The 13,093-nt window shown below is 75.4% G+C and carries 9 protein-coding genes; 6 read left to right on the top strand and 3 right to left on the bottom strand.

Going from position 1 to position 13,093, the window contains the following annotated elements; all coding sequences use genetic code 11:
• The first annotated feature begins 123 nt into the window (after window positions 1-123).
• Window positions 124-1,434: an MFS transporter gene (locus IR158_RS10190; RefSeq protein ID WP_291812598.1), complete on the top strand. Its 1,311-nt coding sequence runs from the start codon at window positions 124-126 to the stop codon at window positions 1,432-1,434.
• A complete protein-coding gene (locus IR158_RS10185; protein ID WP_291812596.1) occupies window positions 1,431-3,167 on the top strand; it encodes a SpoIIE family protein phosphatase in 1,737 nt (578 codons plus the stop codon). The genes IR158_RS10190 and IR158_RS10185 overlap by 4 nt, the downstream gene beginning before the upstream one ends.
• Window positions 3,168-3,170: 3 nt before the next feature.
• Here the strand turns inward: IR158_RS10185 and IR158_RS10180 are convergent, their stop codons facing one another.
• From IR158_RS10180 to IR158_RS10170, 3 genes are all read right to left on the bottom strand, one after another.
• Window positions 3,171-4,367, bottom strand: coding sequence for a hypothetical protein (locus IR158_RS10180; RefSeq protein WP_291812595.1), 1,197 nt, complete (start codon window positions 4,365-4,367; stop codon window positions 3,171-3,173).
• Window positions 4,360-4,914: a sigma-70 family RNA polymerase sigma factor gene (locus IR158_RS10175; protein ID WP_291812594.1), complete on the bottom strand. Its 555-nt coding sequence runs from the start codon at window positions 4,912-4,914 to the stop codon at window positions 4,360-4,362. The genes IR158_RS10180 and IR158_RS10175 overlap by 8 nt, the downstream gene beginning before the upstream one ends.
• Before the next feature lie 96 nt (window positions 4,915-5,010).
• Window positions 5,011-6,468, bottom strand: a complete 1,458-nt coding sequence (locus tag IR158_RS10170) for a CCA tRNA nucleotidyltransferase (RefSeq protein ID WP_291813349.1) — start codon at window positions 6,466-6,468, stop codon at window positions 5,011-5,013.
• A 211-nt stretch (window positions 6,469-6,679) separates the two neighbouring features.
• Between IR158_RS10170 and IR158_RS10165 the strand changes: the two genes are divergently transcribed.
• The 4 genes from IR158_RS10165 to IR158_RS10150 all read left to right on the top strand — a co-directional run bounded on the left by IR158_RS10165 (window position 6,680) and on the right by IR158_RS10150 (window position 13,038).
• Window positions 6,680-7,228, top strand: coding sequence for an NUDIX hydrolase (locus tag IR158_RS10165; RefSeq protein WP_291812593.1), 549 nt, complete (start codon window positions 6,680-6,682; stop codon window positions 7,226-7,228).
• Window positions 7,228-9,432, top strand: a complete 2,205-nt coding sequence (locus IR158_RS10160) for a DUF6049 family protein (protein WP_291812592.1) — start codon at window positions 7,228-7,230, stop codon at window positions 9,430-9,432. The genes IR158_RS10165 and IR158_RS10160 overlap by 1 nt, the downstream gene beginning before the upstream one ends.
• Entirely contained in the window at window positions 9,429-11,162 is a 1,734-nt protein-coding gene (gene murJ / locus IR158_RS10155; RefSeq protein ID WP_291812591.1) for a murein biosynthesis integral membrane protein MurJ, read from the top strand. The genes IR158_RS10160 and murJ overlap by 4 nt, the downstream gene beginning before the upstream one ends.
• A 76-nt stretch (window positions 11,163-11,238) precedes the next feature.
• A complete protein-coding gene (locus IR158_RS10150) occupies window positions 11,239-13,038 on the top strand; it encodes a hypothetical protein (RefSeq protein ID WP_291812590.1) in 1,800 nt (599 codons plus the stop codon).
• Window positions 13,039-13,093 lie beyond the last annotated feature (55 nt).

Raw genomic sequence — 13,093 nt, 5'->3', positions numbered from 1 at the left:
GTTCCCAGCTCCTGCTCACCTGCTCCTCCTCGTGTCGCCCGCCCCACGGGAGAACGGAGCAGCACGTCCGGAAGGTTGGGGGGTCCCCCCTCGCCCGCGAGGGCGGGGACGTAACCTTGCCAGGTGCAGGTGATCTCCGACCTCAGGGCCCTGTGGCCCCTCACCGGCTTCCGCCGGCTCTTCGCCGTACGCCTGGTCAGCCAGGCGTCGGACGGGATGTTCCAGATCGGGCTCGCCACCCTCTTCTTCTTCTCGCCCGAGAACGCGTCCACGGCGACGGGGGTCGCGGCCGCGTTCGCGGTCCTGCTGCTGCCGTTCACGATCGTCGGGCCGTGGGCCGGCGTGCTGCTGGACCGTTGGCGGCGCCGTCAGGTGCTGCTGTTCGGCAACCTCGTGCGCGTCGCCCTCACGCTCGTCATCGCGGCGATCATGCTGACCAGCGGCGTGGGGCCGGCGGTGTACGTGCTCGCCCTGGTGACGCTGTCGGTCAACCGGTTCCTGCTCGCGGCGCTGTCCGCGTCGCTGCCGAAGGTCGTCGACGGGCCGCTGCTGCTGACCGCGAACTCGCTGACGCCGACGCTCGGCGCGGCCGCGGCGGGCGTGGGGGGCGCCCTCGGCTTCGTCCTCGGGCTGCTGCTGCCCACGGGACGCGTGCGGGACGCGATCTCGCTGGTCGTCGCGGCCGCCGTCATGGCGTGCGCGTCCGGCCTGGCCACGCGCCTGGCACCGGACCAGCTCGGTCCGGACGAGCGCACCCCCACCTCGCGCGTCCGCCAGGCCCTCGGGAACCTCGCGCGCGGTCTCGTCGCCGGCGGTCGCTACCTCGTCGCGCGTCGCACGCCCGCGTACGCGCTCGGCATCATGGCGCTGCACCGGTTCTGCTACGGCGCGGTGTTCATCGCCAGCATCCTCATCTCCCGCAACCTGCTGTCCGACCCCACGGACGTGGCCGCGGGCCTGGCGACGTTCGGCACGGTGCTCGCCGCGAGCGCCGTCGGGTTCGCGCTCGCCGTCGTCCTGACGCCCGTGCTGAGCCCGCGGGTCGGGCCGCACGTGTGGATCGTGCTGTGCCTGCTGCTCGCCGTGGTGAGCCAGCTGGTCCTCGTCGTGACGGTGTCGCTGGCCGCGGTGCTCGCCGCGGGCGGCGCGCTGGGCCTGGCCGCGCAGGGCGCGAAGATCGCGGTCGACACGATCGTCCAGCGCGACACCGCCGACGCCTACCGCGGCCGCGCGTTCTCGCTGTACGACGTGCTGTACAACGCCGCGTTCGTCGGCGCGGCCGCACTGGCCGCCGTGGCGCTGCCCGACACCGGCTGGTCGCCCCCGCTGTTCGCGGGGCTGGCCGCCGTCTACCTCGCCGGGGCCGTGGCGTTCGCGCGCAGCCCACGCACGCCGACGCCCGTCGGCACGCCGCCGGTCGAGGTGCCTGCATGACCGCGAGGGTCACGCCCGACGACGCACCGCGCGCCGTCGACGGCGAGAACCCCCTCCCCCAGGACGTGCTCGCCGAGCCCCTGGCCCGCGCGATCCTCGAGGCCGGCCCCCTGGCCATGGCCGTGTCGGACCCGCGTCAGCCGGACGACCCCCTGGTCTGGGTCAACACCGCCTTCACGGTGCTGACGGGGTACACGGCCGAGGAGGTCCGCGGCCGCAACTGCCGGTTCCTGCAGTGCGACGAGACCGATCCCGAGGCCGTGCACCGGCTGCGGACCGCGCTCGCGCGGGGGGACGACGTGCAGGAGGTGCTGCTCAACGTCCGCAAGGACGGCTCACCGTTCTGGAACCAGCTCGCGATCACGCAGCTGCGCGACGCCGACGGCCAGGTCACGCACCGCGTCGGCGTGCAGGTCGACGTCACGGCCGAGGCGGACGGCGAGGCCGCGCGCACGCTCGAGCTGTCCCTCATGCACCGCACCGCGGACCGGCTCGAGCTGCTCGCGCGCATGGGTGAGGAGCTGTCCCGGCACCTGGAGTACGGCGACGCCGTCGACGCGCTCGCCGACCTGGTGGTGCCGCGGCTGGCCACGTGGGGCTTCGTCGCGATGGCCTCGGAGACGGGGCACATGGAGCGCGTGCACGTCGTGACCGCCGACCCCGCGCACGCCGCCGTGGCGCACGCGCTGGGGACGCAGGGCACGACGTGGCTGACACGGTCCCCGCGGGTCGCGCAGACCCTGGCCGCGGGCGTGAACCACGTGCCCATGCCGATGCCGGTGGACGTCGCGAGCCTGCCGGGCCGCACCACGCCGACCGAGCTCCGCCTGCTCGAGACCCTGGGCCTGGGCAGCGCACTGCTCGTGCCGCTCACGGGCCGCGACCGGGTCCTGGGCGTGCTGTGCCTGGTGCACCGCGAGCACGACGGGTTCGACCGGGAGGTCGTCGTCACCGCCGCCCACCTGGGGCGGCGCGCGGGCGTGCTGCTGGAGAACGTGCGCCTGTACCTGGCCGAGCGCGACGCCGCCCTGACGCTGCAGCACAGCCTGCTGCCGGTGCTCGGGGACGTCGGCGGCCTCGACGTGGCCGCGTCGTACCTGCCGTCGGGCCGCCGCTCCGAGGTCGGCGGCGACTGGTTCGACGCGTTCGTGCTGCCCGACGGCGCGGTCAGCCTCGCGGTCGGCGACGTCGTCGGCCACGACCTGCAGGCCGCGGCGTCGATGGGCCAGCTCCGCTCGCTGCTGCGCGCGTCGGTGTGGCGCGGCGACCGCCCGGGCGAGGCGCTCGAACGCCTCGACGGCCTGGTGCGGGCGCTCGACGTCGCCGACGTCGCGACGTGCGTGCTGGTCCGCTGGGAGCGCACGACGACGGGCGCGCACCTGACGTGGGCGAGCGCGGGCCACCCGCCGGCCCTCGTGCGGCTGCCCGGCGGGGAGGTCCACGGGCTCGACGGCGGCCGCTCCACACCCGTCGGCCTGCCGCCCGTGCGCCCGGGCACCGTCCCGGAGGAGTCCGCCGACGTGCCGCACGGCGCGTTCCTCGTCCTGTACTCCGACGGCCTCGTCGAGCGGCGCGACCGCGGCCTGCGCGAGGGCATCGCCGCGCTGTCCGCCGCACTCGCGTCCGTCCCCGACGACGCGAGCGCGACCCAGGTGTGCGACGCGCTGACGTCCGCGCTCGTCGACGAGCACCAGGAGGACGACGTGTGCCTGCTGGTGGTGCGGGTCGATTGAACCTCAGCCGACCCAGTGGATCATCCCGAGCGGACCGTCGGGGGACGCGCGGGGTGGCAGGACCTCGGTGACGTCGCCGGTCGCCGTGTCCAGCGACCACACGCCGATGCTCGTGGACCCCCAGCAGGTCGGCGCCCCGGCCGCCAGGAGCCGGTCGGCGGTGCCCGCCAGCAGCCTGGTCAGCTTCCCCACGGGCACCTCGCCGAGCGGGACGCGCTCCAGGCCGTCGAGCCGCTCGACGCGCGTCCGGCACACGTCACCGTCACGGACGGTGGTCGGCAGGACCACGGTGCCGTCCGCGAGCCGCTGGGGCCCGGTGAGCACGTTCGCGGCGTCCGGCGGGAGAGCCGCCCGTTCGAGCTCCGCGCCGGTGACCGCGTCGACGAGCACCAGCTCGCTGCCCCGGCCGACCTCGTCCGCCGGGCCCTCCCAGTCGCACGACAGCACCAGACGCGTGTCGTCGAGCCACACGACCGAGGAGCAGTGGGACGCGGGCAGCGGGAGACGGACGTCGGCGCCGCCCACCGGCCCCACGACCAGGCGCATCCCCTCCTCCCAGTCGTGCAGCACGTGCGCCTCACGGGTGCCGTCCGGCGACCTCGCCGCCTCGCCGGCCCACTCGTCCGACGCCCCGACGACGCGGCCGGTGAGCACGTCGACGACGGAGGAGCCGGTGCCCCCGTCGGCGGCCATGACCGCCGTCGCCGTCGGGCGGTCCCACGACAGCAGGACGTCGTACCCGACCGGTGCGGGCGCCACCTGCAGGACCGTGCCGTCGGGGTCCACGAGCAGGAACCACAGGTCGCCGACGGCGGGTGTCCTGCCGATCCGCTCGGTCTCGCGGTACGAGGCCTGCTGCCACAGCACGAGCGCACTGCCCGGCGGCGCACCGCGCACCTCGTCCTCCGTCGCGCGGCGCAGCGGGCCGACGCCCGGCACCTCGACCGTCGACGTCGTCGGGTCGGGGTCCGCCGGCTGCACGTCGGCCCGCGGCTGCCACGTCAGCACTGCGGCGGCGAGCAGCGCGAGGCACGCCGCCGCCCCGGTCACCGCGAGCGCGGTCCGTCGCCGGCGCGCGGCCGCCAGCGCGGCGTGCGTGCGGACGAGCACCTCGTCGGTCGGCGCGCCCGCCAGGAAGCGCGTGCGCTGGTCCTCGGCGGCGTGCAGCACGTCGGCCAGGTCGGGCGGTCGCTCAGCCACGGCGGTCCTCCGGGGTGGGCACGAGGTGCACGGGCACCTCCGGGTCGACGGGCGGACGGGCTCCCAGCAGCGCGCCCAGGGCGCGTACCGCGTCGGACGTGTACCGCTTCACGGCACCGTCGGACAGGTGCAGGAGCCGGGCGGTCTCGTGCACGGACAGGTCCTCGACGTGCCGGAGCACGACGCACGCGCGCTGCTGCGGCGTGAGCGTGCCCAGCGCTGCCTCGACGTCGTCGGCCAGGCGGGTGGGGGTGTCGGCGGGGTCCGGGGCGACGTCCGCGGGCAGTGCCGCCAGGCGCTCGACGCCGGCGCGCTCCCGGCTGCGGCGGCGTAGACCGTCGACGTACCGCGTGGCCAGCGCGCGGCGCACGTACTGCTCGGCTGCCTGCACGGCCGTGAACCGCGCGCGCCCCGCGAAGGTCGCGACGAGCGCGTCCTGCACGAGGTCCTGCGCCGCGACCGGGTCCTGCGTGAGCATCCGGGCGCGCGCCAGCAGCGCCGGGTACCGGTCGCGCACGAGCTCGTCGAGCACGTCGTGCCGTCCCACGGCTCACGTCCTCCCGCTGGTCGTCGTCACACCCTCAACAACGACGAGGGGCCCCGCGAGGTTGGTCGTGAGCCGTCGGCACCGCGGGCACCCCTGTCAGGCCTCGCGCGCCGCCCACCACTCGAGCAGCAGCGCACGTGCCCGCTCCTCGCCCAGCGGCCCGTGCTCCATCCGCAGCTCCAGCAGGTGGCGGTACGCCTCACCGACGTCGCGCCCCGGACCGATGCCGAGGATCTCCATGATCTGCGTGCCGTCGAGGTCCGGGCGGATCGACGCGAGCTCCTCCGCCTCCCGCAGCGTCGCGATGCGCTTCTCCAGGTCGTCGTACGCGGCCTTCAGGCGCGCGGCCTTGCGCTGGTTGCGCGTCGTGGAGTCCGAGCGGGTCAGGCGGTGCAGACGCTCGAGCAGCGGCCCGGCGTCGGTGACGTAGCGGCGCACCGCGGAGTCCGTCCACTCACCCTCGCCGTAGCCGTGGAACCGCAGGTGCAGCTCGGTGAGGCGCGCGACGTCCTGCACGGTCTGCTTGTCGAAGCGCAGGGCCTTGAGCCGCTTCGACGCGAGCTTGGCGCCGACGATCTCGTGATGGTGGAAGCTGACGCCGCCGCCCTCCTCCAACCGCTTCGTGCGGGGCTTGCCGATGTCGTGCAGCAGGGCGGCCAGGCGCAGCACCAGGTCCGGGCCGGGCACCTCGCCGTCGGGGCCCGTCTCCAGGGCGATCGCCTTCTCCAGCACCATGAGCGTGTGCTGGTAGACGTCCTTGTGGCGGTGGTGCTCGTCGATCTCAAGACGCAGGGCGGGCAGCTCGGGCAGGACGTGGTCGGCCAGACCCGTCTCGACGAGCACCTCGAGCCCGGCGCGCGGGTGCGGCGCGAGCAGCAGCTTCGTCAGCTCGTCGCGCACGCGCTCGGCCGACACGATCTCGATGCGCGAGGCCATGTCGACGATCGCGGCGCGGGCGTCGTCGTCGAGGCGGAAGCCCAGCTGGGCGACGAACCGCGCGGCGCGCATCATGCGCAACGGGTCGTCGTCGAACGACCGCCGCGGGTCGATCGGGGTCCGCAGCACACCGGCCGCCAGGTCGGCCAGGCCGTCGAACGGGTCGACGAACACGAGGTCGGGCACGCGCACCGCCATCGCGTTGACCGTGAAGTCGCGGCGCGACAGGTCCCCCTCGAGGGTGTCCCCGAACTCCACGAGCGGCTTGCGCGACGTCGGGTCGTACGCGTCCGTGCGGTAGGTCGTCACCTCGACGACCACGTCCTGCGAGCCGGGCCCGCGGCGTCCGGCGAAGCGGCGTGCGCCGACCGTGCCGAACTCCCGCCCGATGTCCCAGTGCGCGTCACCCCACGCCGCGATCAGCGGTTCCGCCTGGTCGGGCGTCGCCGGCGTCGTCAGGTCCAGGTCGTTGCTGGCCCGTCCCAGGAAGGCGTCCCGGACCGGGCCCCCGACCAGCGCGAGGTCGTACCCCGCGGCCCGGAAGCGCTTGCCGAGGTCGATCGCGTCCGGTGCCATGACGGCGAGGGACTCCAGCGCGCGGCGGCGCAGCTGCTGCACGGCCGCCGGGTCCGGCCGGTCCGCGGGCGGGTCGGTGGGGGCGTCGGTCGGTTCGGCAGGGAGCTCGGGCACCCGCCAAGCCTGCCAGAGGTCCCGGCGGCGTCGGCGTCACGTCGCGCCGGCAGCCGGTCCGGGCACCGACCGCGGTCGGTGCGTGGCCTTCCGGGACGTCCGAACGGAACGGTCCGGGAGGAGTCGTTACAGTGTCGGCATGTCCCCCGCTGCGCATCCGTCCGGTCACGGGCGCGTGCCGGCACCGCCTGGTGGGCACCCCCTGCGGATCGACCCGGCGCGCATGCCCGCCCGCACGCACGCCGTCGCCCTGCCCGTGGTCGACGAGACGTCGGCCGGAGGGCTGGTCGTCGCCCGGCAGGACGGTCACTACGCGGCCGCCGTCATCGCGCGCCGCAACCGCGCGGGACGCCTCGAGTGGTGCCTGCCCAAGGGCCACCTCGAGGGGGACGAGACGCCCGAGGAGGCCGCCGTCCGGGAGATCGCGGAGGAGACCGGCATCACCGGTCAGGTCCTGCGGCGCCTCGGGGTGATCGACTACTGGTTCTCGGGTGACGAGCACCGCGTGCACAAGGTCGTGCACCACTTCCTCCTCGGCGCCCTGCACGGCGACCTCACGGTCGAGAACGACCCCGACGGGGAGGCGGAGGACGTCGAGTGGGTACGGGTCGCCGACCTGTCGGGCCGCCTCGCCTACCCCAACGAGCGTCGGCTCGCCGGGATGGCGCTCACGGTCCTCGACGACTGATGGGCGCACGCGTCCGCGTGCCGGACCTGCCACGACACCCCGCGACCCCGCGGCGGCGGCCGCTGAGCGCGCCCCGGCACCGCGCGGGCCGCGTCCTGCTTGTCGCCCTGGTCGCCCTGCTCGGGCTCGCCGGTGTGGCGGCCCCCGGCGCGACGGCCGCACCGGGTCTCGCGACGACGGCGACACCGGCACCCGTCGACGGTGACGCCCTGCCGGTGCGTGTCCAGATCACCGAGATCAACCCGACCGTGCTGCGGCCCGGGCAGGACCTCGTCGTCCGCGCCCGGCTCACCAACACGTCGGGCGAGGAGGTCGGCGACCCGCGCGCGCTCGTCCACCTCGAACGGATCCGGCCGGGCACCCGTGACGACCTGCAGCGCTGGCTCGACGAGCCGCTCACCGGCCGGCGGGTGGGCAGCCGCGTCGCGCAGGTCACAGCCGAGGGCCCGCTCGCGCCCGGCGCGAGCGTCGACCTGGCGGTCACCGTCCCCGCCGACGTCGTCGGCCTGCTCGACCGCCCCGACACGTGGGGCGCCCGCGGACTGAGCGTCCAGGCCGTCTCTGCAGGTCAGCGCGTCGGGCTGCAGCGGTCCTTCGTGCTGTGGGCCACCGAGAACGACGACGTCCCGCAGACCCGGGTGTCGTTGCTGGCGCCCTTCGTCGGGCAGGCGCCGGTGCCGCAGGACATCGACATCGCGGCGCCCGGACCGGCGCTCGCCGAGCTCGTGCAGCCCGGCGGGCGTCTCGACTCGATGCTGGACGTCGCACGCACCAGCCCTGACGTGGCGATCGTCGTCGACCCCGCGCTGCTGGCGCGCGCCCGCTCCGGGACGGACGACGAGGTTGCCTGGGCCGACACGCTCACCGCCGTGTCCGTCGGCCGGGACCTCGTCGCCCTGCCCTGGGCGGACCCCGACCTGACGGCGCTCGCCCACGGCGGCGCGGCCGACCTGCTCGACGCCGCCGTCGCGGTCTCGGCCACGGCCGCGAGCGAGGCGATCGACGGTGGCCGGCCGCTGTCCGCCCGGACCGACGTCCTGTGGGCGCCCGGCCCGGCGACGGACCAGGCGACCGTCGACCTCGCCGCGCAGGCCGGGGCGTCGGTGCTCGTCCTGGCGCCCGGGGACCTGCCCGTCGACCCCGACCGGGCCGGAGGACGCACCGAGCTCACGTCGACCGCCGGCAACCTCGTCGGGCTCGTGCCCGACACGACCCTCACGACGCTCCTCAGCCACCCCGAGCAGCTCGTCCCGGACCCCACGGACGCCACCGTGGTCCAGCGCGTGCTCGCCGAGCTGTCCGTCCTGGCCCGCGGGTCCGACGAGGGCCTGCAGCACGTCCTCATCGCGCTGCCGCGGGACGCGGACCCGGACCCGGAGCTGGTGGAGGCGGTCCTCGGCGCCGTCCAGGGCGCGCCCTGGTCGCGCACCGCCCCGCTGACGGCCCTGCTCGGCGCGCGGGGTGCCGGCGAGCGGACCGAGGCGCTGCCCGCCGTGGTCGACGACCCGGAGGCGCTCGCCCCCGAGCAGGTGCGGCGCCTCGCCGACGCCCGCAACGCGACGATCGCGTTCGCCGCCGCCACCGGCGAGGGCGCCGCGACCCTGCTCGCGGGCGTCGACACGGCCGTGCTCGCGCCGGTCGCGACGGCCTGGCGCACCGACCCCGCGGGGCGCCAGGAGCTCGTCGACGCCGTCGTCGACGCGGTCGACGCGCGACGCGTCGGGCTCACGCTCGCCCGCACCAGCAACCAGAACCGCATCAGCGCCTACAGCGAGGTCCGCTTCTCCGTCCGCAACGACCTGCCGGCGGCGGCGTCCGTCCGGGTGGAGACCCGGCCCCGCAAGGGGTGCCTGCGCACCGAGCCGAGCGAGACGGTCGTCGTCCCCGCCGGCGGCGTGGAGGTCGTGCCCGTGCAGGTCCACGCGATCGCCAACTGCGACGTCGTCGTGGAGGCGGTGCTGACGAGTGCCGACGGTGCGCCGCTGGCCGAGCCCGTGACGTTCGAGTTCCGCGCGTCCCCCACGATCGAGTCCGTCGGGACGGCCGTCGTGGGCGCGCTGCTCGCCGTCGGGCTCGTGCTGGGCGTCGCACGCACCGTGCGGCGCGGCCAGAGCGCGCGTCGCGGTGCACGTCGCGTGGACGACGACGCCGGCACCCGGCCGCTGCCCGTGCTCGGCGGCACACCGGAAGGGGACGACGCGTGAGCGGCACCACCCCGCCGCCGGGCGACCCGCAGGACGTTCCCGGCGACCCGGCGAACCCGGTGGAGCCCCTCGGTGGCGACGGGCGCGCGACGGGCGCACCCAGCGGCGGGGTACGCCGCGGTGCCGCCCTCATGGCGAGCGGCACGGCCGCCTCCCGGCTCCTCGGCCTGCTGCGCACCATCGTGCTGGTCGCCGCGATCGGTGCGACCGGCCAGGCCGCGGACGCCTTCTCCGTGGCCAACAAGATGCCCAGCGTGCTCTACATGCTGCTCGCGGGCGGCGTGCTCAACGCGGTGCTGGTGCCGCAGGTCGTGCGCGCCTACCGCGGCAGCTCGGGCCAGGAGTACGTCGACCGGTTGCTGAGCTTCGGCTTCGCGCTCCTGGCCGTCGCCACCGTGGCGCTGACGCTCGCCGCACCCGCGCTGGTCCGCCTGTACGGCGAGTCGCCCAGCGAGGCCCAGCTCGCGCTCGCGACGACGTTCGCGTACTGGTGCATCCCTCAGCTCTTCTTCTACGGCGTGTACGCCCTGCTCGGGCAGGTGCTCAACGCCCGCGGCTCCTTCGGCCCGTACATGTGGGCGCCCGTCGTCAACAACGTCGTGTCCATCGCGGGGTTCGGGCTGTTCTGGGCGCTGTTCGTCCGGCCGTTCGACGAGCTGCCGACCGCTGCGGGCTGGAGCCTCGGTCAGGTGGCGCTCCTGTGCGGCTCCGCGACCCTCGGGATCGTGTGCCAGGCCCTCGTCCTCGTCCCGTTCCTGCGGCGCGCGGGCGTGAGCTACCGCTGGCGGTGGGGCCTGCGGGGGTCGGGCCTGGGCCGGGCCGGGGACGTCGCGAAGTGGACGTTCGTCGGCCTGGCGATCGGCCAGCTCGGGTACGTCATCGTCTCGCGCGTCTCGATGGCCGCACCGGGTCAGGACCTCGCGGCGGGCAGCGACATCGCCGGGAACGCCGCGTACGACCTGGCGTTCACCGTGTTCATGGTCCCCCACTCCCTGGTCACGGTGTCGCTCGCGACGGCCCTGTTCACGCGGCTGTCCGCGCAGGCCCACGACGGCGACGTCGCCGGGGTCCGCGCGAGCCTGTCGTCGGGCATGCGCGTCGTCGCCGTGTTCACGCTGCTCGCCGCCGCGGGTCTCGTCGTGCTCGCGCAGCCCGTCGTCCAGCTGTTCGCGCTCTCCCAGCCTCCCGGCGTGGTCGACGCCATCGCCCCCGTCGTGGTCGCGATGGCCGTGGGGCTGCCCGCCTTCGGTGCCTGGTCGATGTGCCAGCGGGTCTACTACGCCTACGAGGACGCCAAGGGCATGGTGCCCGTCCAGGTCGTCATGGCGGTCGTCGTGGCCGGGGGCACGCTGCTGGGCAGGGCACTGCTCCCCAACAGCTCGTGGGTCGTCGGTGCGGGCGTGTCCATGAGCGTGTCGTACCTCGTCGGCACGGCCCTCGCGATGCGCGCCCTACGCGGGCGCCTCGGCGGGAGCGTCGACGCCGGGCACGTCCTGCGCACCCATGCCCGGGCGGGCGTGGCGGCCCTCGTAGCGGCCGCGATCGGGTACGGCACGCTCCTCGCCGTCAGGACGTACGGCCCCGGCGACGTGAGCGGAGCCCTCCTGCAGTGCGTGGTCGTCGGTACGGTGATGGGCCTGACGTACCTGGGGGCGCTGCGGCTGCTGCACGTGCGGGAGCTGGACCAGCTGCTGGGACCCGTCCTGCGACGCGTGCGGGGGCGGCGCTGACCCCGGGCCGTCTAGCATGCACACACGGGCCTGTGACCGCAGGTCCGCCGGTCGGGGCGGGTACGGAGGTGGCGCGGTGACGGAAGAGGTCGGCCGGGGCACGGTGCTCGCCGGGCGCTACCGGGTCGTCGACCCGTTGCCGTCGGACCTCGACGGCGTGTCCGTGTGGCGCGCCACCGACCAGATCCTCGACCGTCCCGTACGGGTCCGGGTGCTGCAGTCCGGCGCCGTCGCGCCTGCGCTGGACGCCGCCCGCCGTGCCGCCCTCGTCACGGACTCCCGGCTCGTGCGCGTGCTCGACGTGGGCATGCACGAGGGCGTCGGGTACGTCGTCTCCGAGCAGATCACCGGTGCGTCCCTCGCCCAGCTGGTCGAGCGGGGCGCGCTGACGCCGGACCAGGCGCGAGCGGTGGTCGGCGAGGCCGCCGCGGCACTCGAGGTGGCGCGACGTCGCGGGGTCCACCACCTGGCTCTGAGGCCGTCGGTCGTGCACGTGTCGGCCGACGGTCGGGTGCTCGTGTCGGGCCTTGCGATCGACGCCGCGCTGATGGGCGCCGGCCAGGGTGACGCCCGGGCGACCAGCCGCACCGACGCGGTCGACCTCGTGCGGCTGCTCTACACGGGTCTGACGGGCCGCTGGCCCGCGGGTCGTGACGACGTCCGGACGACGAGCGTGCAGCCCGCGCCGGTGCTCGACGGTGTCACCGTGCCGCCGGGAGAGATCGCACCGGGCATCCCGAACGACCTCGACACGCTGTGCGCCGTGACCCTCGGCCCGCACGACGACGGCCCGCACTCCCCCGGTGACGTCGTGCACGAGCTCGAGCCGTGGGGCGAGATCCGGATCGGCCGGGCTGCGGACGACGCCGACGGTCGCGGCGGCGCCGCGGGTGCGGTCGCCGCAGGCGCCGCGGCCGCCGTGACGGACCAGCCCGAGCGACCCACCGCACCCGTGCGCGTCGCACGGCAGTCGGTGCGCTCCGCGTTCGACGAGCTGCCGGCCGGTACGCCGCGCCCCGGCACACCGCCACCGGCCATCCCGGCGCGCAGCGGCATCCCCGCGGGCCGGGTCGAGCGCACGGGCGTGCTGCCGGCCGGTGCGGCTGGCGTCGGCATGCCGACCCCGGTCGTCCCGGCGACCCTGCCGCCGGTCGCCCCGGCCCCCGAGCCGTGGGACGACGAGGGCGTCAGCTTCGCCGACGACCCGTTCTCGTTCGTCGAGGACGACGAGCCGCGCCGGCGGTTCGACCCGACGGCGCTGGTCCTCGTGATCGTCGGCGTGGTCGTGCTCATCGGCCTGGTGTTCGCCGCACGCTCCCTGTTCGACACGCCTGGTGGCGGCAGTGCGCCGCTCGCCGACGAGACCACGCAGCAGGAGCCGTCCGCTACCGGCGACGCGGTGCCGCCCGTCGCGGAAGAGCCCGCCGAGGACGAGGCGCCGGACGGCGCGCCGCCGGTGATCGCGTCCGTCCGGACGTTCGACCCCACGGACCCGGCAGGCGAGCGCGTCGAGAACGTCGAGCTCGCGATCGACGGCGACCCGAGCACCTTCTGGTTCTCCTACACGTACAACCGACCGGACTTCGGTGGGCTCAAGGAGGGCATGGGTCTCGAGGTGACGCTCGCGCAGGAGGCCACGGTCTCCGGCGTCACGGTCAACGTCAACGGCACCGGTGGCAACGTCGAGGTCCGCGCGACGACGGCCGCGACACCCACCGAGGGCGACCTGCTGGCGTCGAGCACGCTGAGCCAGTCGACGGTGCTGTCGTTCACGGAACCCGTCCAGGCGTCCACGCTCGTCCTGTACTTCACCGAGCTGCCCACCAACGCCGCAGGTCAGTTCCGCATCGAGGTCACGGAGATCACCGTCTCCTGAGTGTGGGAGGGAGGCGGTGGACGCCGCCTTCGTCGGGGAACAGAAGCACCCTACG

It is taken from the genome of Cellulomonas sp. (assembly GCF_015234515.1).
In the GTDB taxonomy this organism is placed as follows: Bacteria; Actinomycetota; Actinomycetes; order Actinomycetales; family Cellulomonadaceae; genus Cellulomonas.
The sequence above is the reverse complement of the archived record's forward strand: the minus strand, read 5'-3'. Positions and strand labels throughout refer to the sequence as shown.